The organism is Haliea sp., from assembly GCF_040221975.1.
In the GTDB taxonomy this organism is placed as follows: domain Bacteria; phylum Pseudomonadota; class Gammaproteobacteria; order Pseudomonadales; family Halieaceae; genus Haliea.
The window spans coordinates 41,949-63,792 of the sequence record NZ_JAVJWR010000027.1 but is presented as its reverse complement, the minus strand read 5'-3'; the positions used below and the strand labels follow the sequence as shown (position 1 = coordinate 63,792).

23 protein-coding genes are annotated in these 21,844 nt (G+C 63.3%); 4 read left to right on the top strand and 19 right to left on the bottom strand.

Annotation, left to right across the window (positions count from 1 at the left end; genetic code table 11):
- Window positions 1-18: 18 nt before the first annotated feature.
- The 10 genes from RLO07_RS11080 to RLO07_RS11035 all read right to left on the bottom strand — a co-directional run bounded on the left by RLO07_RS11080 (window position 19) and on the right by RLO07_RS11035 (window position 6,088).
- Window positions 19-750, bottom strand: a complete 732-nt coding sequence (locus RLO07_RS11080) for a tellurite resistance TerB family protein (RefSeq protein WP_462292208.1) — start codon at window positions 748-750, stop codon at window positions 19-21.
- Between the two features lie 239 nt (window positions 751-989).
- Window positions 990-1,397 carry a VOC family protein gene (locus RLO07_RS11075; RefSeq protein WP_462292207.1) on the bottom strand — a complete coding sequence of 136 codons (408 nt, stop codon included), beginning with the start codon at window positions 1,395-1,397 and terminating at the stop codon, window positions 990-992.
- The gene (locus RLO07_RS11070) at window positions 1,397-1,648 is read right to left on the bottom strand and encodes a hypothetical protein (RefSeq protein ID WP_462292206.1); all 252 of its coding nucleotides are present in this window, start codon (window positions 1,646-1,648) and stop codon (window positions 1,397-1,399) included. The genes RLO07_RS11075 and RLO07_RS11070 overlap by 1 nt, the downstream gene beginning before the upstream one ends.
- Before the next feature lie 201 nt (window positions 1,649-1,849).
- Window positions 1,850-2,275 (bottom strand): DUF2784 domain-containing protein, encoded by a 426-nt coding sequence (locus RLO07_RS11065; RefSeq protein ID WP_462292205.1) that lies wholly within the window; start codon window positions 2,273-2,275, stop codon window positions 1,850-1,852.
- 136 nt (window positions 2,276-2,411) lie between these two features.
- Entirely contained in the window at window positions 2,412-2,795 is a 384-nt protein-coding gene (locus RLO07_RS11060) for a hypothetical protein (RefSeq protein WP_462292204.1), read from the bottom strand.
- Between the two features lie 261 nt (window positions 2,796-3,056).
- Window positions 3,057-3,482, bottom strand: a complete 426-nt coding sequence (gene arsN2, locus RLO07_RS11055) for an arsenic resistance N-acetyltransferase ArsN2 (protein ID WP_462292203.1) — start codon at window positions 3,480-3,482, stop codon at window positions 3,057-3,059.
- 74 nt (window positions 3,483-3,556) lie between these two features.
- Entirely contained in the window at window positions 3,557-3,829 is a 273-nt protein-coding gene (locus tag RLO07_RS11050) for a GFA family protein (RefSeq protein ID WP_462292202.1), read from the bottom strand.
- 21 nt (window positions 3,830-3,850) lie between these two features.
- Entirely contained in the window at window positions 3,851-5,452 is a 1,602-nt protein-coding gene (locus tag RLO07_RS11045) for a glycerol-3-phosphate dehydrogenase/oxidase (protein WP_462292201.1), read from the bottom strand.
- Between the two features lie 7 nt (window positions 5,453-5,459).
- Window positions 5,460-5,846, bottom strand: coding sequence for a type II toxin-antitoxin system VapC family toxin (locus RLO07_RS11040; RefSeq protein WP_462292200.1), 387 nt, complete (start codon window positions 5,844-5,846; stop codon window positions 5,460-5,462).
- A gap of 2 nt (window positions 5,847-5,848) precedes the next feature.
- Complete coding sequence (locus tag RLO07_RS11035) at window positions 5,849-6,088, bottom strand: type II toxin-antitoxin system Phd/YefM family antitoxin (RefSeq protein ID WP_462292199.1); 240 nt, start codon at window positions 6,086-6,088, stop codon at window positions 5,849-5,851.
- A 168-nt stretch (window positions 6,089-6,256) separates the two neighbouring features.
- Here RLO07_RS11035 and RLO07_RS11030 point away from each other — a divergent pair, with 168 nt between their 5' ends.
- Entirely contained in the window at window positions 6,257-7,291 is a 1,035-nt protein-coding gene (locus RLO07_RS11030; protein ID WP_462292198.1) for a medium chain dehydrogenase/reductase family protein, read from the top strand.
- On the opposite strand, the gene RLO07_RS11025 is transcribed toward RLO07_RS11030, so the two are convergent.
- Genes RLO07_RS11025 through RLO07_RS11005 form a run of 5 tightly spaced genes read right to left on the bottom strand, consistent with a single transcriptional unit; the run spans window position 7,288 to window position 15,502 of the window.
- On the bottom strand, window positions 7,288-8,298 hold the full coding sequence (locus tag RLO07_RS11025) for a zinc-binding dehydrogenase (RefSeq protein ID WP_462292197.1): 1,011 nt from the start codon (window positions 8,296-8,298) through the stop codon (window positions 7,288-7,290). The two genes, RLO07_RS11030 and RLO07_RS11025, sit on opposite strands and share 4 nt — an antisense overlap.
- The gene (locus RLO07_RS11020; protein ID WP_462292196.1) at window positions 8,291-9,568 is read right to left on the bottom strand and encodes a cytosine permease; all 1,278 of its coding nucleotides are present in this window, start codon (window positions 9,566-9,568) and stop codon (window positions 8,291-8,293) included. Before RLO07_RS11020 ends, RLO07_RS11025 begins: the two co-directional genes overlap by 8 nt.
- Before the next feature lie 2 nt (window positions 9,569-9,570).
- Window positions 9,571-11,253 (bottom strand): hydantoinase B/oxoprolinase family protein, encoded by a 1,683-nt coding sequence (locus RLO07_RS11015; RefSeq protein WP_462292195.1) that lies wholly within the window; start codon window positions 11,251-11,253, stop codon window positions 9,571-9,573.
- Window positions 11,250-13,274: a hydantoinase/oxoprolinase family protein gene (locus tag RLO07_RS11010; protein ID WP_462292194.1), complete on the bottom strand. Its 2,025-nt coding sequence runs from the start codon at window positions 13,272-13,274 to the stop codon at window positions 11,250-11,252. The genes RLO07_RS11015 and RLO07_RS11010 overlap by 4 nt, the downstream gene beginning before the upstream one ends.
- Before the next feature lie 2 nt (window positions 13,275-13,276).
- Window positions 13,277-15,502 (bottom strand): TonB-dependent receptor, encoded by a 2,226-nt coding sequence (locus RLO07_RS11005; RefSeq protein ID WP_462292193.1) that lies wholly within the window; start codon window positions 15,500-15,502, stop codon window positions 13,277-13,279.
- Between the two features lie 189 nt (window positions 15,503-15,691).
- On the opposite strand from RLO07_RS11005, the gene RLO07_RS11000 reads away from it, so the two are divergent.
- Window positions 15,692-16,267: a helix-turn-helix domain-containing protein gene (locus RLO07_RS11000; RefSeq protein ID WP_462292192.1), complete on the top strand. Its 576-nt coding sequence runs from the start codon at window positions 15,692-15,694 to the stop codon at window positions 16,265-16,267.
- Between the two features lie 11 nt (window positions 16,268-16,278).
- Complete coding sequence (locus RLO07_RS10995; RefSeq protein ID WP_462292191.1) at window positions 16,279-16,794, top strand: peptidylprolyl isomerase; 516 nt, start codon at window positions 16,279-16,281, stop codon at window positions 16,792-16,794.
- 69 nt (window positions 16,795-16,863) lie between these two features.
- Here the strand turns inward: RLO07_RS10995 and RLO07_RS10990 are convergent, their stop codons facing one another.
- From RLO07_RS10990 to RLO07_RS10975, 4 genes are read right to left on the bottom strand one after another with little or no spacing between them, the layout of a single operon-like run.
- A complete protein-coding gene (locus tag RLO07_RS10990; RefSeq protein WP_462292190.1) occupies window positions 16,864-18,309 on the bottom strand; it encodes an FAD-dependent oxidoreductase in 1,446 nt (481 codons plus the stop codon).
- Window positions 18,306-18,620 (bottom strand): (2Fe-2S)-binding protein, encoded by a 315-nt coding sequence (locus tag RLO07_RS10985; protein ID WP_462292189.1) that lies wholly within the window; start codon window positions 18,618-18,620, stop codon window positions 18,306-18,308. Before RLO07_RS10985 ends, RLO07_RS10990 begins: the two co-directional genes overlap by 4 nt.
- Window positions 18,620-19,837 (bottom strand): NAD(P)/FAD-dependent oxidoreductase, encoded by a 1,218-nt coding sequence (locus RLO07_RS10980; RefSeq protein ID WP_462292188.1) that lies wholly within the window; start codon window positions 19,835-19,837, stop codon window positions 18,620-18,622. Before RLO07_RS10980 ends, RLO07_RS10985 begins: the two co-directional genes overlap by 1 nt.
- 37 nt (window positions 19,838-19,874) lie before the next feature.
- Window positions 19,875-20,801, bottom strand: coding sequence for a dihydrodipicolinate synthase family protein (locus RLO07_RS10975; protein WP_462292187.1), 927 nt, complete (start codon window positions 20,799-20,801; stop codon window positions 19,875-19,877).
- Between the two features lie 126 nt (window positions 20,802-20,927).
- Here RLO07_RS10975 and RLO07_RS10970 point away from each other — a divergent pair, with 126 nt between their 5' ends.
- On the top strand, window positions 20,928-21,839 hold the full coding sequence (locus RLO07_RS10970) for a LysR family transcriptional regulator (protein ID WP_462292186.1): 912 nt from the start codon (window positions 20,928-20,930) through the stop codon (window positions 21,837-21,839).
- Window positions 21,840-21,844: the final 5 nt, after the last annotated feature.

Sequence of the window (21,844 nt, the reverse complement as noted above, 5' to 3'; positions counted from 1 at the left end):
GCCCCGCAGGCGGCAGTTTCAGCCATTACCCAGCAGTTGGCGATCTAGCTCCCGGGCCATTAACGGCTCGAGTTCGAGCGCGGTACCAAGCTGGTCCAGCCAGGCGCGCTCCATGGGGTTCTGCTCATCAATGACGGCCGCACTCACCAGGTAGATCTCCCGGCGGGCCTGAGGGGAGTCGGCGGCGCGTGCCAATGCCGTGGCATCCAGCGGTGCCTCGAACTGCTGCTGGATCCAGGCATGCAGCTCATCGTCCGGTCCCAGTTTTTCAATTTCCTGCGTCAGCAGGGCGCGTTCGCTGCCATCAATGTGACCATCGGCACGGGCCGCCATGATCATGGCCTGGAGGATCTCCAGGCCACGCCGCTCCTGGGCCTGCCCCTGCAGCTGTTCCAGCGGCTGACCCTGCTGCTGGGCTGCAGCACCCTGCACTGGCGTCCCCTGCTGGGCATTGCCCTGATAGTTCTGGTAGGCCTTCCAGGCCAGCGCCCCAACCCCCGCCACGGCACCATACTTGAGCGCTTTCCCACCCAGCTTGCGACCGCGCTTGGAACCCAGCAGCAGGCCCAGGGCACCACCGCCCAGCAGGCTCTTCATATCAATCCCGCCGCCACTCGAACCCTGAGCGCCTCTGAACTGCGAGCCTGGCTGGCTCAACCCATCATTGCCGCCCGGATTGCCACCGGGGTTTGTCGACTGCCCGCCGGTAGCCTGCTGCATGATCTGGTTCAATATGGACATTGCGTTCATTTCGATCTCCTGATGATTGCCCCGGCGCCTGGGCCCAGACGCGCTCGCTGTTACCTATAGGACATTACGCAGCCTGATCTGTTGCAGATGAGGCGGCCCTCACAGCATGCTCTTGCCATCGAAATAGCGCACAGGATGTGACCTGGTCAGGGGGCTACTTCGATCTTTATATTCCCGCAATGACAGCTTGTTTTCACAGAGCTATCCGCGGTCCGGCTGAGCCGTACCGGCCACCACGCTCAATCCCGCTCTTCACAGAGCTGAAGCTGCGCGCCAAACGTATGATTTTCCTTCAGGTCCCGAACCCACCAGTTCAGAAGCCCCTTGCGGTCGCTCTCACTGGTGAACGTTACACCCTCGCGCTCCATATCCCGCACCGCATCTTCCATGCTGTCGACTTCCAGCGACATAAGAAAGAACCCCTCCCCCTTCTCGCGCAGGTGCCTGCCGGGTGCCAGATCGAAATCAGTGGGCTGGACCAGGACGAACCATTGCTCTCCCACCCTGGCCCTGGCGGTAACGACTCCCCGTTGAGGCAATTCATCTTTCTCGAATACATGGCCAACGAGGATCTTCTCGAAGTGCGCAATACCGTCATCGAGGTCTTCCACGATGAAGTTTATGTGATGTATTCGTTTTATGCTCATCAGATACCATTCAGCCATTGTTCTGCCAGCAGGGACACGCCGACACCAAAAACCGCGCCAAGCGGCGGAGCCCAGTGACGCCGTAACCCCAGGCTGCGCTCAAGCGCGAAAAACAGCACGCCGCCCAACAGGAAGAACAGCACCGCCGCGGACGGGTTGCCGACCATCATCGCCCCCTGCGGCTGGAGCACCTGGAACACGGCGCCCAGCGGCATGCAGATGCCGGCGGCGGCTGTCAGGGCGAGCATCATGGTGACTTCAAAGATGAGAAAGGCTCCTAATGCTGACCGCAACGGTGCGACCGGGACGAGTGCCCGTTAGCCGAAGGGAGCTCACTGCCCGTACCGATAATCTGAATCCGCCCAGCCGTAGAGGCACCGGCTTCAGCCATTGCCCTGGCGCCCTGGCTCTGGTCCCAAAGCACAATGTGTTGTTGCGCCGGCCAGTACTTGTCATGAGGCACCTCTTTCCGATCCTGCCGAGAATGCTCGCGGCCGCACCAGGAACCAGCTGGCCAACACCAGCCCAGCAAAAACGGTGTAACAAATCGCGAAAACCCACGCTGGCGCTTGATAGTATAAGAGTTCGTGTAACCAGTGAACTATAAAGGACCCGTCATAGACAGTCTCTCCCGCTTTCGCGCGTAGATCCATTTCCCAAATTGTCAGTGGGCATATGACACCAAACCAGGCTTGCAAGACCACCACGCCAATTCCCGATAAATGTGCGACACGAAACCACGGATTTCTGACCCACTGCCATGATTGAAACTTTCCGACGAAGACAAGAATCAACCCGAGCACGAGAAAGATCGCGAACGCTACATGCGTTACGAGTATGGCGTCGGCGAACAGAGAATATAGTGCCTCGAACTCCACAGTGCCTCCTGACAATCAGTTATGCGACCTCTGCGCGGCCAGTTGCCAGCGGTACTGCATATCCGACCCTGACAGTACATTTGGCGCCACAGCCGGGCGCCCAATGAGCACCTCAAACATGTGAGCCCAACTTTCACTATCCGGCGTCAAATTCAAAATCACGGTACTTACCTGCTGCCAGTTCAGCGACTCGTTTGAAGAATGGTCTGTCGGGGAAGCGACCATTTTTTCTGGTTCGAGCGCAAGCAGCCACCTCAAAGAGAGCCGGATGAAACATCATCTTACCGGAATCACTAGACACATAGTTCTCTGCTTCAGGGCGAAACGACATCTCAATGAAACCGTGAAACCGCACACAGAACGCTTCTGCTTGCAGAGAGTTCTCGCCGGTTAATCCAAGAGCCAAGTCGTAGAGCTCATCCTCTTCGATCACATCTCCACGGCGCTCAGACTCTTCCAGCACGACAATACAAAAAGTCGCGAACCTATGGGGGCTGAGTATCTCCAGACGTTTGGACATGCCTAAACGCTCAAGACTGTATGAAGTGACGTCCGCGAAGACGTTTTTCGGTTATAAAAGACAGCTGGAGCGAAAGCAATGAGATATAAGAGCTCCGCTCTCTCTGTAATCGGGTTTTCTTGTCGAGCTGCTTGAATCGCTAGTAGCTCCATTTTTCTTTTCCTTGGTGAACGCGCTCAACAACGCAAAGCTAAGTGACGCACCGACAAGAGCGTCCGGTGTAGGCCGCAGGCCGGGGAGTACTTGAGCGATTGGCTGGCTTCACAAGGATTTTCCCATGAAGCTAGAGGTTGCGGGGCACAAGCCTGAGAACTGAGCTGTCGCTTTGATAGATTCAGGCGCATTTTCACGCTGGTAATACTCATAGCCAAGCCGCTCAAAGAATTCGCTGGCTGTTGTGGTAAGCAGGAAAAGAGATTCGACTCCCTTTTTCCTCGCCATATTTTCTGCAAACTGGACTAACAAGCCCCCAACCCCAAATCTCCTCAGATTTGAGCACACAGCCAGGGAACGTATGAGCGCTACTTTGCCGTGTACTTCAAGGCCCACAACGCCGGTGACTTTTCCATCGCCATGACACCCATAGAAGTAGAGTGAATCAGATGAGTCTATATCTGAAACGGGCAGATCACAGCCTTGTAAGAGCTTTAGCATCTCCCGGTCTGGGGATATCGGAACAATTTCCATGTGGATAGCCTTCAAGCTAACGCCAAACTCAGGCTTGCGCCCTAGCGCATCGCCTAGAGCTTCTTGTTATGTGTCTAACCGTGGTCTGCGGGATGATTAACGCCATCATAAGTGGGGATGCCCTCGATTTCTAACGGATTAATGCCTTCCAGGCATGCCACATTGAAACCATATTGATCTGGGTTTGACCGACGCTGATGATGGGTATAGATACCGCAGTTAGAACAGAAGTAATGCTTTGCGGTCCGTGTGTTGAATTGATACAGACTCAGCGTCTCCGAGCCTTTAACGATTTTGATTCCCGACAAGGGCACGGACGCTGCTACGGCCCCTCTTCTACGGCACATGGTGCAGCGGCTGAAAGCCCCCTACCCAGCCAGGTATTCCCCAACCTTCGCCTCCGCTTCTTCCCCGAACAGGATCTCCGCCGCCCGGCGCAGGCCGGGGGCATTGGCGATCTCTTCCGGGCGCAGGACCAGTTCTATCTTGGAGCGGCGGCGCATGAAGTCTTCCAGTTTCACCACCATTTCCCGCTGGGCGGTCAGCTCCATTTCGCAGCGGGTGTATTCAGCGCGGACGATGAGCAGGCGGGCGCAGCTGCGGTCCTCGCGGATGCGCTCCAGCAGGTGGAAGGCGGACTGGCCGTAGCGACGCCAGAACCGTTCACTCAGCGGTTCCGAGGAGGAATCGGCAGTCAATTCGTCCAGGTTCATCAGCCGGGCCTGGCGCAGGTATTCCCGGTGGACTTCCGCGGGGGGTTCGCCATACCAGCTGGCGTCGGGATCGGGCACGTCGATCCCCAGTGCGGCCAGCGCCGCCACCACTTCGTCGCCCACGTTCAGGCAGTCGGTGAGCTTGCCCCCGAGTATGCTCAGGTGCATCCGTTCCCGGTCGACTTCCACCTCATGCTTGCGCGAGAGCTGCACCCAGTCCGCCACGCCACCTTCGCCGCGTACGGCCAGTGGGCGCACGCCGCAGCGCTCGGCGATGATGCTGTCCCGGGTCAGGGGCGGGTCCATGTCCAGCAGGGTATTGATGTTGCTGAGGACGAAGTCGCGGTCCTCGTCGGTCACGCCCACTTCCGGGGACTCCACCTGGGTGTCGGTGGTGCCCACGCAGGTACGGGAGCCCATGGGGATGAGGAAGAACAGGCGGCCGTCGCTGGCGAAGAAGGTCAGCACGCGCTTGTTGTCGGTGACGCGGTCGACGATCAGGTGGATGCCCTTGGAGAACAGGTGGTGGTGGGCGGTCTCGATCCCGGCATCGCGGTTGAGCGCGTCCAGCCAGGGGCCCGCGGCATTCACCAGCGCTTTCGCCGCCACGGTAAAGGTCTCGCCGCTGATGGCGTCCCGGGCCTCGACCAACCAGCGCCCCTGCTCCCGGCGCATGGATGTTGCCGCGACATAGTTGGCGGCCACGCAGCCGTAGTCCAGGGCCTTGCGCACGAAGCCGAACACGAAGCGGGCGTCGTTGTCGTAGAGGTAGCAGTCGGAGTATTCCAGGCCGCCGGCGGCGTTTTCGGTGTTGATCACCGGCTCGGTGGCTTCCAGTTGGCGCGCGCTTACATATCGGGGAGGCCTGGTCTTGAAGCGGCCCATGATCCAGTACAGGACGCTGCCCAGGAAAATGAACAGCGGCGGCCAGCGGAAGCCCCTCTGTATGGTGGTGAAGAAGCGGATCTCCTTCACCGTGGAGGGGTAGGCGCGCATCAGTTCATTGCGCGAGCGGCAGAGCTTGTTGACCAGCAGGAACTCCCAGCTCTCCAGGTACTTGATGCCGCCCCAGGCCAGGTTGGAGGACTGGGAGCTGACCCCGCTGGCGAAGTCCTCCCGCTCAATCAGCGCCACCTTGACGCCGCGCCCGGCCAGGGCCGCGGCGGAGACGGCGCCGTTGATGCCGCCGCCAATAACAAGCACATCGAATTCCTGCCCCGCGAGGCGGGCGAGATTGGTCTGGCGCAGTGTGGTCATGGGGCAGTCAGGCGCTCCGTATGGGTCCCTGATATTGCAGTATGGTCGCATCCATTGTCAGCAGCAGGAAACCTTCAACCTCTGCCTGGGCGATCAGAATGCGATCGAAGGGGTCGCGATGGATCGGGGGTAAATGTGCCAGCGCCAGCGTATGGGCGCTGGTCACAGGGAGTTCTGAATAATCATTTTCGATGAGGCCTCGCCGCAGCAAGTGCGGGTCCACGTGGAAGTCTTCCCGGCCCAGTCCGTTCTTGATCACTACTTCCCAGATGCTGGCGGCGCTGAAGTAAACCCGATGGACGGGGTCCTGGATGAGGTCGCGGGCGTCCTGTGACAGGCGTTCAGGCTCGCTTGCGGCCCACAGGAGGATGTGGGTGTCCAGTAGCAGGTTCATGGTTAGCTGCCAAAGAGCTCGCTGATTTCTCCTTCCGCCATGCGGTCGAAATCATCCGGCACCCTCGTCTGGCCCTTGAGGAAGCCGAGCCGCCGCGCACTGCCGGGGTCCGGCGCATCAATCGCCGACACCCGTGCAACTGGCTTGCCAGCCCGGGCGATAATGAACGGCTCTCCCTTGGAGGCTTTGTCCACCAGCTGGGAAAGCCGGGTCTTGGCCTCATGCATATTCACGATTTCCATACCAATCTCGATTAGCTAACTCAAGTTAGTCTATCAGAGGTTGTGGAGGTGTCAAACCATAGTGAATGCGGGACCCACGCCCGGCCACCACCCGGATTGGACAGGGGCCGTCACGGCGGGTAATACTTCTGCCATGCACGAGGCTAACAACCGATAGGACGCACAGCCATGACCGCCACCCCCTGGCAGCACATCCAGCTCACCGCCCTCGGGGGCCCGGAGATGCTGCAACTGGTGACCGAACCCACCCTGCCCGAACCCGGCCCCGCCCAGGTGCGGGTAAAGGTGCTGACCGCCGGCACCGGCTTTACCGACACCATCATCCGCCGGGGTCAGTATCCCGGCGTGAAGCAAAAACCTCCCTTTACCCCGGGCTATGACTGGTTCGGGGTGGTGGATGCCCTCGGCAGCGGCGTCAGCACCCTGCAGCCGGGCGACTGCGTCGCCGACATGCCGGTCATCGGCGGCTACACCCAGTACCTGCTGGCGGACGCCGGGCGGGTGATCCACTGCCCCGCGGGCCTGAATCCAGCGGAGGCGGTGTGCATGATCCTCTCCTATACCACCGCCTGGCAGATGCTGACCCGGGAGTGCAGCCTCCAGCCCGGCGACAGTATTCTGGTGCACGCGGCCGGAGGCGCGGTGGGCACCGCCCTGCTGGAGCTGGCGCGGGAGCTGGGACTCACGGTGTACGGCACGGCCTCCAGCGGCAAGCACGAACTGGTGCGCAGCTTCGGCGCCACGCCCATCGACTACCACAGCACGGATTTTGTCGCGGAGATCAACCGGCTGACCGGCGGCCGCGGGGTGCAGGCGGTATTCGACACCATAGGCGGCCACAACTGGGCACGCTCCTACCGCTGCCTCGCCAAAGGCGGCAAGCTGGTGGGCTTCGGCGCCCTGCAGGTGACCACCGGAGAGGAATCCGTCGCCGGCCTGTTGTGGGGCTTCGCCAAACTATTGGGGCTCTGGCGCTGCCTGCCGGACGGGCGCCAGACGGGCTTCTACAACATCCAGTCCCGGCGTGAAAAGCACCCACAGGAGTTCCGCGACGATGTGATGACCCTGATGCAGTGGCTCAAGGAGGGGCGGCTGCACCCGGCGGTGGCCGAAGTGCGGCCGCTGGCGGAGGCGGCGGAGGTGCACCGCCTGATCGATGCCGGCGCGGTACCGGGCAAGATCGTGCTGGATTGCCAGGCTTAGGTCGCGGCGCCGGTTTCGACCACCACCTTGCCGTGGGTACGCCTGGGCTCTGTCAGATAGCGGCAGGCGTCGATATACCCTTCCAGCGGATACACGCGGTCGATGGTGGGTGATATTTCGCCTGCAGCCAGAGCCTTGTTCACCCAGTCGATGCCCTTGGCGCACATCTCGTCGTCTTCGATGTAATTAAACACCGAGTAGGCCTGGAACAGCGCATTGGACTGGAACAGTGCGGCGTAGGGAATTTGCGGGAAGTCCTTGTCCAGCATGCCGTAGAAAAAGATCCGCGCATTCTTCGCCAGGGCGCCGACGTACTGGTTCATCAGCCCGCCGCCAATCGAGTCGTAGGCCGCATCGATACCGCGGCCACCGGTCAAGGCTTTCAATTCATCCGCGAAGCCGTCATTGGCGGCGCCGGTGACGATAACATGGTCGGCACCCGCCTCCATGAGGTAGTCCCGGTTGTACTCGTAGCGGGTGGTACCAATCATCGTGGCGCCGCACTTGCGCCCGATCTCCAGGGCGGCAGTGCCCGCAGTGCTGGTTGCGGCGGTAACGAGGATCACTCGCCCGGGTGCCGCCTTGGCAAGCTCCACCACCGGGTAGTAGGCGGTGAGATACTGCATCCAGATGGAGGCACTTTCGACCGCACTCAGATTCGCGGGCGCCGGGGTCAGGTAGCGCGCGCTGACAACCAGTGACTCGCCACTGGCGCCGCGATTGTCGTAGAAGTGCGGCAGGGTGCTGTAGCGCGCACCGATTCCAATGTCGTCGACCCCCGGGCCTGTCGCCTCGACGATGCCGGCGGCTTCCATGCCAATCCGCGCGGGAAAACTGGAGAAGCTGTAGGAGTAGCGGTCTTCCATCAGGTCCATGTCGCCCCAGTTGAGGGCGAAGGCTTCGATGCGCAGCCGGACCTCGCCCGGACCGGGTTCCTCATCGGGGAACTGTTCCAGGGTGAGCCCTTCAAAGCCGCTGTAGTCCCGCATTACCCACGCTTTATGCATATTCTTTATCTCCCGTGAATGGCAAGGTTATGCGGCGGTGGTTGAGCAACAGGAAAATCGCCGCCGACGCCAGAATGGCATCAATGGATGAGACGCCGGTGATAGCCAGCAGCTCGTTCTGTACCGCAAAGCCGAAGCCGGTGGCGAGCGCCCAGGCGAGCACCGCCCGCCACTGCGTGATTCGCGGCAGCGCAGGGCTGGCGTCGGCTGCCGGCGCCTTAAGCGACCGCCTCAATAGCAGCGCTTCCACCAGATAGATGGCACCCACTGGCGGAATGGTTATGCCCAGCAGCACCAGGAAGTTCACCAGGTAGGTCTGTGCATCCACCAGCGCCAGCAAGGTGCCCAACACGCCAATGGTGACTACCACTTTCCAGTAGGTCGCCCTCCGGATCACTGTGGACATGGACAGGCTGGAGGAGTACAGGCACAGCACATTCGATGACCAGGCTCCCAGGAACAGCAGGGTGAAGGCGGGCAGGCCGACGCCCATGGCCAGCAGCAGGCCGCGCAGGTCGACCTGGCTGAGCGCGGAGCCGGGAATGGCGGCGAGGAACATCACGGTGGGAAAACACAGCCCCAGCGCAACAAAGGCCGCGCCCACCGCGTGGCGCGCGTTGCGGGCGAAGCGGCTGTAGTCCGGCTGGATAATCACCCCGGCGATATAGGAGCCCACCACGGCGGAGACCGCGGCGGAGAAGCTCATCGGCGTGGCACCTTCGACCGGTCGATTCCAGTGCGGCACCTGGTCCACGCTGCCTAGGGCCGCATACACCACCAGCAGCAGCATGGCCGGGGTCATCCACAGCGCAATCCTGTCGATGCCGCGAAACCCGGTGATGGTCACCACCACGATCGCCGCACTGCTGGCGACGATGTAGACCGGGACCGGCAGCTGCCAGCCGTAGAGGCGCGAAAAGACGAAATCCGACAGTGATCCCAGGGTGTTGCTGATCACCGCAAACCAGCCGATCAACGACAGTGCAATCACCGTATTGACCAGCTGGGCGCCGGCACCACCAAAGGCCTGTGCGCAGAGCTGATAGGTGGTGAGCCGGGTAGTGGCGCCCACATGGGAGGTCAGCGAGCCCATGACCGCGAGAATCAGGCAGCCGGCGACAAAGGCCCAGGCCGCACGCTGCAGGCCCAGGGAGCCGCCGATCTGCGCGGACACCAGGAACACGGCCATGCCGATGGTGCCGCCGATGATCACCAGCGCGATATGCACCCCCGACAGCGTTTCCCCCGCACTCACCCCCGGTGCGGCCATGACTACTGGTCCACCGCCTCCGCAGCCACCCCATACACCGCGCTGGCGTGCTCGGGGGAGATGAAGCCGTCCAGCAGGTCCTCGCGCACCTGGCGGGGGTCCCGGTCCCGCGGATCACCGTAGCCTCCACCGCCGCCGGTCATGGACTTGATCACGGTACCGGGGGGCATTTTGATGTCATTGGCCTTGAGCCGTTCCAGCGTTTCCTGGCCGGGACGCTGGATCAGGACCTTGGGCGGCGCGCCGGAGCCACCGTCAAACAGGCCCCAGGCCGGTGTATCGGAGCGCTCGAACCAGAGCCAGAGCGAGGCGTCGGACTCCACCAGGTACTCCCGATAGGTGCCGTTGCCGCCGCGATACTTGCCGGCGCCGCCGGAATCCTGGCGAATGCCGTAGCTGAGAATCCGCAGCGGATACTTGCTCTCGAAAATCTCGATCGGCAGGTCCTTGAAACTGCCGTTGACGTTGTTGATCAGGGAGTTGGCGCCATCCCCGCCGTTGAAGGCGCCCCAGCCACCGGTGGTGGGCTCGATCATGAGGAAGAAGTCATCGTCGTTGCGCGGGTCCTGCCCGGCGATGGTGATGACCATGGAATCGCCGTAGTGGGCGCCCGCGGCCTTGTCCGGCAGCACCGGGGCCAGCGCTTTCACGATCAGGTCGATCAGCAGGCCCAGCGGGGTGAAATACCAGCCGCAGGGGGCCGGCTCCTGGGCGTGGAAGATCGAGCGCGGCGGCGCCAGCACATCCAGCGCCCGAAACGAGCCACCGTTGGGCGACACCTCGGAGCAGATCAGGAGCTTGTAGGCCACGCGCGCCGCAGCCACGGTCTGGGTCAGCCCGCAGTTGACCGGGCCGGCCGCCTGGGGCGCCGATCCGGCGAGGTCGACGGTCATGCCGTCGCCCTCGATGCGCACCGTCAGCTTCACGCCCAGCGGGCCGTTACCCAGACCATCGTCGTCGATGGTGCCCTCTGCGGAGTACTCGCCATCCGGCAGGGCGACAATGGCCTCGCGCTCCTTGGCCTCGGTCTGCTTGTAGATTTCATCCCGGGCTGCGCAAATGGTTTCCGTGCCGAAGCGCTCATACAGCGCCTGCAGCCGCTGCTCACCGGTGCGACCAGCGGCAATCTGCGCGTTGAGGTCGCCAATGGTGGCGTCGCCGAAGCGGCTGTTGAGCCGCAGCAGTTCAATGACGTCATGCCGCGGCTTGCCGGCATCGTAGAGCCGTGTCGGGCCCCAGCGGGTGCCTTCCTGGTAGATTTCGTGGGAGTCCACCGGGGTGCCCGGATCCTTGGCCCCCACATCCAGCCAGTGCGCGCGCGAGGCGGCGAAACCCACGCGGATGCCGCGCCAGAAGATCGGCATGATGATGGTGGAGTCGTTCAGGTGGGTGCCGGTCATGTAGGAGTCGTTCATGTAGAACACGTCCCCTTCCTGGAAATAGTCCCAGCCATAGCGCTCGGCCATGATCTTGACGCAAATCTCCAGGTTGCCCAGGAACAGCGGCAGCCCCAGGGACTGGCCCAGCACTTCACCGTTCTCGTCAATCAGCGCCACCGAGCAGTCCTTGCCCTCGTAGATCACCGGAGTGAACGCGCTGCGAATCAGGGTCGCGTTCATGTCGCTGGCGATGGAAATGAAGGCATTGCGGATGATTTCCGTGGTAATCGGATCTACCTGGCTCATGCTGCGGTTCCTCGCGTCAGTATCAGGTTGCTCTCCTCGTCGACCCGCAGCTGCCAGCCGTCGGGCAGGACCGTCGTCGCGCTCTGCTCCTCGATGATGGCAGGGCCGGTGGCCTGGTAGCCGACCGGCAGGCGGTCGCGCCGCAGCACCTGCGTGGCCAGTGTGTCACCGCGAAAAACCGCCTCGCGTTGACCGATCACGGCATCGCTGCCATCGCCGGTGACCTGATGCGGGTGCTCGTCGTACTTGCTGATGGCACCGATCGCCGCCAGCCGCAGATTGACGAATTCAATCGGCGCTTCGGGGCTGGAGTGGCCGTGACGCTGCTTGTGGGCGTCGTGAAACCGCGCGCTGAGGGCCGCGATATCCAGCTCGTCGGGCAAGGTGATGTTGATGGTGTATTCCTGGCCCGAGTAGCGCATGTCCGCGGAGCGCAGGAAGGAAATCCGGTCAGCGGGAATACCTTCCTGCATGACAGCTTCCCGGCCCTCGGTTTCCAGCTCGGCAAACAGGCCCTGCAGCTCCTCTGGCGCCACTGCCGCGGCGGGCCGGAAGAAGCTCAGGGTGAGATCGTGGCGCAGGTCAGTCTGCAGCATGCCCCAGGCGGAGAACGTACCCGGGAAGCGCGGAATCAGTACTTCGCGGATATCGAGTTCCTCCGCCAGGAACACCGCCGCCATTGGCCCGGCGCCGCCGAATGCCACCAGGGTGAAGTCGCGCGGGTCCACGCCCTCGCTGACGGTGATGGTACGCATGGCATCGGCCATGGCCGCGTTGGAAATCGCCAGGATGCCCTCGGCAAAGGCCACCGGCTGCATCCCCGCCCGCTCTGCCAGTGACTCGATCGCCGCGCTGGTAGCCGCGCCATCCAGCGACATCTCGCCGCTGAGCAGGGACCTGGCGCCCAGGCGCCCGAGGTAGAGGTTGGCGTCGGTCACTGTGGGCTCCGTGCCGCCGTTGCCGTAGCAGGCGGGGCCGGGCACGGAACCGGCGCTGCGGGGCCCTACCCGGACAGCGTCATTGTCCAGCCAGGCCACCGAGCCGCCGCCGGTGCCGATGGTCTGGATATCAACGATGGACATCAGCAGGGGCAGGCCCTCCAGCTCGGTCTCCAGGGTGGTGCTGGCCTCGCCATCCACCACCAGGCTGAGGTCAAAGGAGGTGCCGCCCATGTCGACGCACAGCAGGTTGGGACGCCCGGCGCGCTTGGCGAGCGAGGCGCCGGCAATGGTGCCGCCCACCGGACCGGAGAGCAAGGTGAACACCGGCTTTTCGCGCGCGGTGTCGGCCGTGGTGACGCCGCCGCTGGACTGCATGATATGCACGCCCGAGCGCATGCCGCGCTCCAGCAATTGCTCCTGCAGGCTGAGCAGGTAGCGCTCGACCACCGGCGCCACGTAGGCGTTCATGACCGCCGAGGAAGCGCGCTCGTACTCGCGCCATTCCCGCGCCACGTCATGGGAAAGGGAGATGGACACCCCGGGCAGCGCCGCCTTGAGGATTTCGCGGGCACGCACTTCGTGCGCGGGATAGGCGTAGCTGTGCAGCAGGCACACGGCCACCGCGTTGATGTTTTCCGCCTTGACCTTGTCGATGATCGGCAGGAAATCGGCCTCGTTCAGCGGCTCGATTTCCCTGCCGTCCCAGGCCAGGCGACCGCGTACCTCGTGCACATCCCGGCGCGGCACCAGCTGCGCCGGCTTGCTGTAGCGCAGGTCGTAGAGCGCATCGCGATTGCCGCGGGCGATGACGTAGCTGTCGCCAGCGCCTGCGGTGGCAACCAGCAGGACCCGCTCGCCACGGCGCTCCAGAAACGCATTGAGCCCGACGGTAGTGCCGTGCACGAAGTATTCAATGTCGGCCAGATCCGGCACCACATCCTTGATGCCGTTGATCACGCCCAGCGCAGGATTCTCCCGCGTCGTTGGCACCTTGTTGACGAAGACCGGGCCATCCGATGGTTCGATCACGATGTCGGTGAAGGTGCCACCGATGTCGGCTGAAACATGATATTTAGTCATAATTAGAAGTTATACCTGAGTCGAAGGTTCCAGATTTTTCCCGGCGCCCGGGCGGAGAAACCCCCCGCCACCCACTCCGAGTTGTATTCCTCGTCCAGCGCGTTCTGTACCTGCCAGATCAGTGACCATTTGTCAGCCGCATCGGTGACCCCCAGACGGAGACTGAGGAAGTCCAGCGGGTCGCGCTCGGTTGAATTCTGCACATCCCAGTACTGGGCGCCGCGGCGCTCGTAGTCCACCCTGGCGAACAGGTTCAGGTTGGCAAAATTCAGCGGCACCTCATACTGGGCGCCGATATTGGTCGTGGTGTCGGCAATATAGGGCGCATCGTTGCCTTCCACGGTCGGGTCTACCAGGTACTCCTTGATCTCACTGTCGGTGTAGCCCACGGAGGCGTAGAGATCGAGGTTCTCGGTCGCCCGCAGGTTCAACTCCAGCTCCCCGCCGTACAGCTGCACTTCATCGACATTGGTGAGAATCTGGGCACTGATGGCCCCGATAAAGGAGAAGAACTGCTGCCCTTCCACCTTGGTGGCAAATCCCGCCCCGATCAGGCGCAGACGATCGTTGAAGTACAGGCCCTTATAGCCCAATTCAAAGGACTCGGACTCTTCCTGGTCCACCACGTCATTGATGCCAACCAGGCCGACGGAAGCGGCCACGTCGGAAATCCCGTTCTGGTTGAACTGGCCGCTGCGGAAGCCCCGACCCCAGGTTGCGTACCAGTTGTGCTGGTCCGACGGCTGGTAGCGCAGGGTGACCTTCGGCTGCACCATGTCGAAGGTTTCCTTGTTGCGTGCTCCCGGGACACCGGCGGGAAACTGCAGCGGCGAGACGTCCTGTACCCGCTCTTCCTCGTCGTAGCGCAGCGCCAGCGACAGCTCGAAATCGGTGCCGATGTCAACGCTGGCCTGACCGAACACCGCCATCGCCGTGTTGCTGTTGTCGTCGGCCAGGAACGAGGTGGTGGGATTGCGCGGGTCCGTCGTCGGCTCGCGCTCAAGGCGCAGGATCCCGGCGCCGGTGTCCACCCCGGTGGACAGGGACACAAAGCGGTCCCACTCCAGGTAATACGTACCCACTTCCCAGCGCACCGGCTGGTCGTCAGGTGAGCGGAAGCGGAACTCCTGGCTCCAGGCGTCGATCTCGAAGAATCCGGTCTGGGTGCCGTCAAAGCCGAACAAGCCCGGCGCACTCATCGCGGCGGTGTAGGGGAACTGGTCCGAGTCAGACCACTCCTCCAGATCGGTATAGCTGGTGGTGGAGATGAATGTCCCCAGCTCGGTAATCCAGTCCACCTTGAGGGCGAAGTCGTTCATGTCCCGCTCGCCGTAATCGACGTTGTTGTCCCGGACAGGCAGGACGTTGTTGGCGTCGATCGGCCCGGTGTCGGTGCCGAAGGCAATGGCGGTGATGCCATCCGGCGCCAGGTCCACGGCCTGGTACTGGAAACCGATGCCGCGGCCCTTGTGGCGGGCGATGTTCGCACGCAGGTCAAAGGACAGATTCGCCGTTGGCTCATAGATCAGACGCCCCCGCAGAGTGCTGTCCTCGAAGCGGTCAGCCTCTTCGTTGCGGGTGATATTGGTCAGGTAGCCGTCGCGATCAATGTGCTTGCCGGACACCTGGGCGAACAACTGGTTTTCGATCAGCGCGCCACCGTAGGAACCCTCGACCATGTACTCGTCCCCGGCGCCTGCGCCGGCACTGACGTAACCCTCGGCCTCATTGGTGGGGCGCCGGGTATTGATGATGATCGCGCCTCCCGTGGCATTGCGGCCGTAGATCGCGCCCTGGGGACCTTTCACCACCTCGACACTTTCGACATCGAACAGCTCCTGCCGGAACTGGATACCGCTGAACTGCAGAACGCCATCAATGATGGTGGCCACCGGCGCCTCGCCGTTGCGCACCTGGGTCAGGCCGCGAATACTGAGAAAGCTGGTGCCGATGCCCTGCGAGGTCGCGAGGGTCACGTTCGGCGTCAGGGCGATGAAATCTTCCATGCGCTGCACATTGGCATCCTGGAGTGCTTGCGCCGTGAAAGCAGTCACCGCGTAGGGCGCCTCCTGGAGGCTTTCGTCGCGACGCCGCGCCGTCACCGTCACTTCCTCCAGCACCATTGCGCCGGCCGGCTTGTCGGCCTGTGCCAGCGCCAGCGGGGCGACTGGCAATGCAGCCAGCAGCGCCAGCGTACCCGTCAAACCATTGCTCGAAATTGTCTTCATCTATCCCTCTCCCCGGATTCCATGCCCGAAACGTATAGCCCACAACAGGCGGTTGGCACAGTGGCCTGCAAGCTTCCACAGGAAAACCACTGCCATTAAAAATGGGTTAAAAATTTAAGTATGTCAATAATTTTTGACAAAATGTTTTCGTCGGGTACACTCCTCACATAACGTTTGAGGGGATCCAGTGTGGAGAAGAAAAAGAAATCGATGATGAAGCGGTCGCTGGGCGGCCTGCTCAAGGCGAGGCGCCTGGAGCAGAAGCTCACCCTGCAGGAGCTGGCCGAGAAGGCGGAGCTGTCCGCCGCCTTCCTGTCCCAGGCGGAACGCGGCAAGGCCACACCGTCCATCGTTTCCCTGATCAACATTGCCCGCGCCCTGGGCACGGACATCAACTACTTCATCTCACCGCCGGTGCCCGCGGAGCTGGTCAGCAAGGCCAGCGACCCGCAGTACCTGAACATAGACTCCCCCATCACCTACCGGGTGCTGAACGCCTCCATCCCAAACCAGCAGATGAGTGCACTGCTGATGGATATCCCCCCCGGCGTGGAACTGCCGACGGTCCACCGGGATGAAGGCGAGGATATCTTCTACATCATCAAGGGCCGGGTGGAGCAAATGATCGACGACAAGGTGTTCAGTCTGCAGGCGGGAGACTGTGTGCACATGAACACCCAGCTCGGCCACAACATCGTCAACAAGAGCAAGGGTACGGCGACGATTCTCTGGGTCGGCACGCCGGTCCTGCTGCCCGCCGGCTAGCTGGAACCACCATGGCATTTCTGGACGTAGCGACCGAACTGGGCAGCTTCAGTGTCATGCTGCGACCGGATGCGGCGCCGGTGACCTGCGACTACTTCGCGCGGCTTGCCCGCAGCGGAGCCTTCCACAACGGCAGCATCTTCCGCATTGTCTCCACCAGCAAGCACGGTGGCGTCGAGGCGAGCCCGATTGACGTTGTGCAGGTCGGCACATCGGCCGGGATGGATGAGCAACGCACCCGCATCCGGCATGAGCATACCGGGCTGACCGGCCTGCAACATGTACGCTGGGTGGTATCCACCGCCCGGTTTGAACCCGGGGAGGTCTACGGCAGCTTCTTTGCCTGCCTGCAACGCGAGCCGGCTCTCGATTTCGGCGGTAACCGGCACGCGGACGGTCAGGGCTTCGCAGCCTTCGGCAGTGTGGTCAGTGGTCACGAGGTGATTGAGCAGGCGCACATCCGGGCCGAGGAGCATCCCTGCCTGAGCACCCGAATCGCGGTCGCCAACATCCGTTATCGGGACTGATACCTCGGGCGCCGTGACGCGCATCCACCGTGGTCCAGGCGTTCTCCCGCAAGAGCCCGGAGCTTGCTGTCAACCCAGCTCTCGCTCCCGCGCCAGAATGTCGGCGATGGGCACCGGCTTGACCGGCGAGCGGGCACTGAACGGGCCCACCTCCGCTGCACTGATATCGTTGTGCCGGGCCAGCAGCCGGGTCACGAAATAGCCGCAGTAGCGGCCCTGGCACAGGCCCATGCCGGTGCGCGAGCGCAGCTTGGCGGAATTGGCAGTGGCAATCGTGCTGTGCTCCTGCAACAGGCCGCCGAACTCACCCACGCTGATGCCCTGGCATTTGCACAGGGTGGTGCTGTCAGTCAGCAGCTGCTCAAACACTCCCCAGGGCGGCAGCGAGATTTGCGCCAGCACGGCGGCAAATTCCCCCAGGCTGGACAGCCGGCGGCGGACGGGAGCGGCCAGCTTTTCCGCCTGCGCGGCATCGAGCACGCCCTGGTCCTGCAGTACCGCCAGCGCCGCCAGTTCGCCCTCCTCCCGCGCCACGTCCGCCCCTGCCACACCCGTGGTTTCGCCGGCCGCGTAGAGCCCGGCGACGGAGCTGCGCTGCCAGCCATCGACATCCACTATCCAGCCGCCGCGCTCCGCGGACCAGCTGACGGCGGCCCCCGCCTGGCGCGGCAGCTCGGAGGCGACGAGGAATGAATAGCAGACGCCCAGGTGATCGCAGGCTATGTCCTCCCGGGTTTGCTCCGGCTCGAATACGCCGTCCCGCAGCCTGGCCACGCGCACGGCCGCCAGCTGCCGCTCGCCCTCCGCGGCCACCACGGTGCTGCCGAAGCGCACCGGAATTCCGGCTCGCCACAGCCGCCACATGACCCCACCTATATGCAGCAACTTGCCCAGGTGACGGAGCATCAGCAGCGGCCGCTTGCGCACGCCCAGCATCGCCCCAAGCGGCTGCGCGAACAGTACCGCTGCTACCTCGCCGCCGCCCCGGCGGATCTGGTCCGCGACAATCAACTGCAGGGGATGGCTGCCCGCGAACACGAACCGCTCCCCGGGCACCAGCTGTTGGCTCTTGACCATGGCCTGCAGGCCACCGGCAGCCATGACGCCGGGCAGGTTCCAGCCCGGGAAAGGCACCGCCAGATCGTGACAGCCCGCGGCGACCAGCACACTGCGCGCAGCCAGTTCGCTGGTGCCCCCGGGGCCGTGCAGCCACAGGCGCTGGCTCGCCGGGTCGTGAGGATCGCGGTCGAGGAAGCCCAGCACCGTGGTCTGCCAGCACCACTCGATACGGCTGTCCTGCTGCGCCCGTTGCAGCAACTGCTGCTGGCGACGGTACACGCGGTCGCGCAGCCAGTTGCGTACCCGGATCGCGGCCGGGGGTTGCCGCAGGATCTGGCCGCCCGCCTGCTGCTGTTCATCGATCACCACCACCCGCAGGCCGTGTGCAACCGCGGTCAGCGCCGCCGCCATCCCGGCGGGGCCCGCACCCACGATGGCGAGGTCCACCGGCCTCACAGGGTTTCCTGCAGGCATTTACCGGTGCGCACCCGCATGCCTTCACTGACCGGTGTCATGCAGGCACGGCGCCAGCGCGGCTCCCGCGCCTCGCCCGGTACGCTGACCGCAACCAGGCACTCGAAGCAGCTGCCCATATTGCAGAACAGGCTGCGGGGTTCACCGTCGCGGGTGGTGTAGCAGTGCTCCCGGCCGGCCAGCAGGAGCGCAGCGGCGACGGTTTCACCGGGATGGACACGGACAGCAACGCCGTCGATCTCGATCTGCAGGGACGGCTGGCGCTCGACGCCGGTCTCGATACGGTGTGCCATCAGTGGCCGGCCTCGCGCATGAACATGTTGATATGGCTGAATCGCGCCGGCGAAAACGGGGCTATCGGGTAGGCGGTCTCGCCGGCGGCGATCAACTGGCTGATCAACTCGGCGTAGGTCGGGCCAAAGGTAAACCCGGAGCCACCCGCGGCAACGAAGTAGCGCGGCAGCTGGGGAACCTCACCCAGCAGCGGCAGCTGATCGGCGGTGACTCCGGTGACACCGGTCCAGGTACGCAACAGATGCAGCTTGCGCAGGGCCGGCACCACTTCCGCCGCCGTCGCAAGATTGCCGCAGACCGAGCGGTACAGGGGTCGCGCAGCCGCAGAGCCCGTACCTGTCAGCTCGGGCAACCGGGCGGACCAGCCGCCACCGATGAGCAGGTTGCCCTCGCGCACCTGCTTCATCGACAGCCGCCGGCCCACGTGCTGCACCAGGTGCCCCACCAGCGGCGGCGCCTCCTCGGTGACATTCATCGTCAGGCCCACCGGGAAGATGGGCAGGTGCACCCCCGCCAGGCGCCCCACACCGGCGGCCCAGGCGCCGGCCGCGTTGAGGATGGTATCGCAGCGGTAGTCCGCGCGGCCCCCGTGCTCGGCGTCACCGGCGACGGATGCAACGGTAGCCAGCGCCCATTCGTGGCGCAGGCGCTGCACGCTGTGCACACGGGTGCCGGTGTGAAAGACCGCGCCCAGCCGCTGCGCGGCACGCGCATACGCCAGAGTGAGATAGCGGGGATTGCAGTGGCCCTCGTCGGCGCAGTACAGCGCGCCCTGTACCCGATCATCGAGATAGGGTGCGCGGGCGCGCAGCTCGCTGCGGGACAGCAGCTCCAGCTGCATGCCGTGCCGGGTTTCAAATTCGTATTTCTGTTGCAGCCGCTGCAGCTGGTCGGCGGTCTCCGCCACCATGATGCCGCCGTGCATCACCAGTTCCAGATCCTCCCCCAGCAGCGTCTCCAGCCCCCGCCACTGCTCGATGGCGCGGCGGGTAAACGGGACGAGGTGGGCAATGTGGTCCTGCAGCTGCTCCTGGTATTCCAGCAGGCGGTACTCCAGCTGGAAGTGCAGGGAGCCGGCGTTGCGGCCGGAGGCTCCGCCATTGAGGGCATCGCTTTCCAGCACGATCACTCGCTTGCCCAGCCTGGTCAGGTAGAAGGCCGCGGCGCAGCCGATCAGGCCTCCTCCAATTATCGCCACATCACAGCTGTGCAACATTGCTCCCCGCTTTTCAGCCTCGGCCAGTGTGCCGGCCCTAATCCTGCACCGTGCGTCCCAGGGCCACCAGCGTTGTGCGAATCTGGCTCGCGCCCTCGGCATCCAGCGGCTGCAGGGGCAGGCGTGGAAAGCCCCCGTGCAGTCCCTGCTGGTTCAGGGCTTCCTTGAAAATTGCCTGGGAAGAGCCGAACTTGCCGGTCAGGTCGGGATTGAACCAGCTTTTCATTATAGTGTAATCGCGGGCCGCGTATTCCAGGGCCCGGGCCTCGTTGCCCGCCCACAGCTCGTTGAAGAAATCCGGCTGTTCGTGACCCAGCACGGCCCCGGCGCCCATGGTTCCGTCCGCATCGTGCTGTTTGACCAGGGTCGCACCGGTCTCGTTCATGGGGATACCGAACACCCGCACCTCGCGGCGCAGGCGGAAGAAGACATCGAGGAAACGGCGCAGGTCCGAGGTTGAGTTCTTGATGGCAACCACCTGCTTCAGCTGCGCCAGCGCCACCAGCAGGTCCGGGGACATGTCCACGTGCGTACCGGGAGGCCAGTTGTAGACACAGATGGGCATCCTGATCGCCGCGTCCACGGACCGGTAGAACGCGAGGATATCGGACTCGGAGGGTACCATGTAGGGTGGCGGCGTCAGCAGGATACCGTCGAATCCGGCCTTCTCTGCCAGTTCCACCTGCGCCAGGACATCGGCCAGAGTATAGCCGCTGCAGCCCGCTATCAGCGGTATGCGCCCCTGCACCCGCCCGGCAACTTCCGCCAGCAATACCGCCTTTTCCTCCAGATTCAGCGTAAACCACTCTCCCTGTGTCCCCGCCACCACCAGGCCGTGCATGCCCTGGCCGAGCAGCCAGTCGACATGCTTGCGCAGCGCCTCGACATCGAGCTCGCCGCTACGGCTGAAGGGCGTTGTCATGGCCGGTATATAGCCGCGCCAGCTCACCGAATGTCTGTTCATAAAGTCCTCTACACTTTCCCAGCCGCAGGGTCATTGTTCCCCGATCGACTTGTTATTTTACTGCCCCCCGTGGGCAATTTATGTTTAAGTTCGTTGTCCTGACCGCAAACCACATGAGCCAGCCCCATGAACGTCAGCCAACGTCGCCTGCACTATCTCTACGAATCCGCACGCCTCGGTACCATGCGCGCCGCAGGCGAAAAACTCGATGTCGCGCCCTCCTCCATCAGCCGCCAGATCGCCGAACTGGAGAGTGAGCTGGGCACGCCGCTGGTGGAGCGCGGCCGGCGGCGCCTGAAACTGACCGAGGCCGGGGAACTGGCCTTCCAGTTCTACCAGGACCGCTGCGCCCAGCAGGAAGCCTTCCTCTCCCAGATCAGGGAGCTCCAGTCCCTCAATACCGGCAAGATATCGATCGCAGTCGGCGAAGCCTTTATCTCCGAACGCTTCAGCGACACCCTGCAGAGCTACATGCAACGCTATCCCGGCATCTCCGTGGGCGTCAGTGTGTCCAGTACCAATGAAGTGGTGCGCATGATCAGTGACGACGATGCCCACTTCGGGATGATTTTCGACACATCGCGGGACCCGAAGGTCAGTTCGCGCGTCCATTTGCCGCAGCCGATGAAAGTTGTGGTACACCGCAGCCATCCACTGGCCGGCAAGAAGCTGGTAGAACTTTCGGAGCTGGGGCAGTACACGGTGGGCCTGCTCGACGGCGCCTACCGCATCCGCCAGATCATCGAGCAGAGTGAGCAGGAACAGGGGATTTTCTTTACCCCGCACCTGGCCACCAGCTCGCTGGCGCTGCTTCGCGGCTTCATCAACTCGGGCTCCGGCGTCTCCCTGCTACCCGACCTGGTGGTCGGCGAGGAGCTGGCCGCAGGACGTTTTGTCGCCATCCCTACCGACAGCGCCACGCTCAACAGTACCCAGATAAGCCTGGTCACCCGCAGCGGCCGACAGCTGCCGATCGCCGCGTTCAAGTTCATGCAATATATCGAGGACTATTTCCGCAACCTGGCGCCCGAGTCCTGACGAGC

Excerpts from the sequence above, each read along its gene's own strand:
- RLO07_RS11080 (WP_462292208.1), bottom strand. The coding sequence starts at position 750 with ATGAACGCAATGTCCATATTGAACCAGATCATGCAGCAGGCTACCGGC.
- RLO07_RS11075 (WP_462292207.1), bottom strand. The coding sequence starts at position 1,397 with ATGAGCATAAAACGAATACATCACATAAACTTCATCGTGGAAGACCTC.
- RLO07_RS11070 (WP_462292206.1), bottom strand. The coding sequence starts at position 1,648 with ATGATGCTCGCCCTGACAGCCGCCGCCGGCATCTGCATGCCGCTGGGC.
- RLO07_RS11060 (WP_462292204.1), bottom strand. The coding sequence starts at position 2,795 with ATGTCCAAACGTCTGGAGATACTCAGCCCCCATAGGTTCGCGACTTTT.
- arsN2 (WP_462292203.1), bottom strand. The coding sequence starts at position 3,482 with ATGGAAATTGTTCCGATATCCCCAGACCGGGAGATGCTAAAGCTCTTA.
- RLO07_RS11050 (WP_462292202.1), bottom strand. The coding sequence starts at position 3,829 with ATGTGCCGTAGAAGAGGGGCCGTAGCAGCGTCCGTGCCCTTGTCGGGA.
- RLO07_RS11045 (WP_462292201.1), bottom strand. The coding sequence starts at position 5,452 with ATGACCACACTGCGCCAGACCAATCTCGCCCGCCTCGCGGGGCAGGAA.
- RLO07_RS11040 (WP_462292200.1), bottom strand. The coding sequence starts at position 5,846 with ATGAACCTGCTACTGGACACCCACATCCTCCTGTGGGCCGCAAGCGAG.
- RLO07_RS11035 (WP_462292199.1), bottom strand. The coding sequence starts at position 6,088 with ATGGAAATCGTGAATATGCATGAGGCCAAGACCCGGCTTTCCCAGCTG.
- RLO07_RS11030 (WP_462292198.1), top strand. The coding sequence starts at position 6,257 with ATGACCGCCACCCCCTGGCAGCACATCCAGCTCACCGCCCTCGGGGGC.
- RLO07_RS11025 (WP_462292197.1), bottom strand. The coding sequence starts at position 8,298 with ATGCATAAAGCGTGGGTAATGCGGGACTACAGCGGCTTTGAAGGGCTC.
- RLO07_RS11020 (WP_462292196.1), bottom strand. The coding sequence starts at position 9,568 with ATGGCCGCACCGGGGGTGAGTGCGGGGGAAACGCTGTCGGGGGTGCAT.
- RLO07_RS11015 (WP_462292195.1), bottom strand. The coding sequence starts at position 11,253 with ATGAGCCAGGTAGATCCGATTACCACGGAAATCATCCGCAATGCCTTC.
- RLO07_RS11010 (WP_462292194.1), bottom strand. The coding sequence starts at position 13,274 with ATGACTAAATATCATGTTTCAGCCGACATCGGTGGCACCTTCACCGAC.
- RLO07_RS11005 (WP_462292193.1), bottom strand. The coding sequence starts at position 15,502 with ATGAAGACAATTTCGAGCAATGGTTTGACGGGTACGCTGGCGCTGCTG.
- RLO07_RS10995 (WP_462292191.1), top strand. The coding sequence starts at position 16,279 with ATGGCATTTCTGGACGTAGCGACCGAACTGGGCAGCTTCAGTGTCATG.
- RLO07_RS10985 (WP_462292189.1), bottom strand. The coding sequence starts at position 18,620 with ATGGCACACCGTATCGAGACCGGCGTCGAGCGCCAGCCGTCCCTGCAG.
- RLO07_RS10980 (WP_462292188.1), bottom strand. The coding sequence starts at position 19,837 with ATGTTGCACAGCTGTGATGTGGCGATAATTGGAGGAGGCCTGATCGGC.
- RLO07_RS10975 (WP_462292187.1), bottom strand. The coding sequence starts at position 20,801 with ATGAACAGACATTCGGTGAGCTGGCGCGGCTATATACCGGCCATGACA.
- RLO07_RS10970 (WP_462292186.1), top strand. The coding sequence starts at position 20,928 with ATGAACGTCAGCCAACGTCGCCTGCACTATCTCTACGAATCCGCACGC.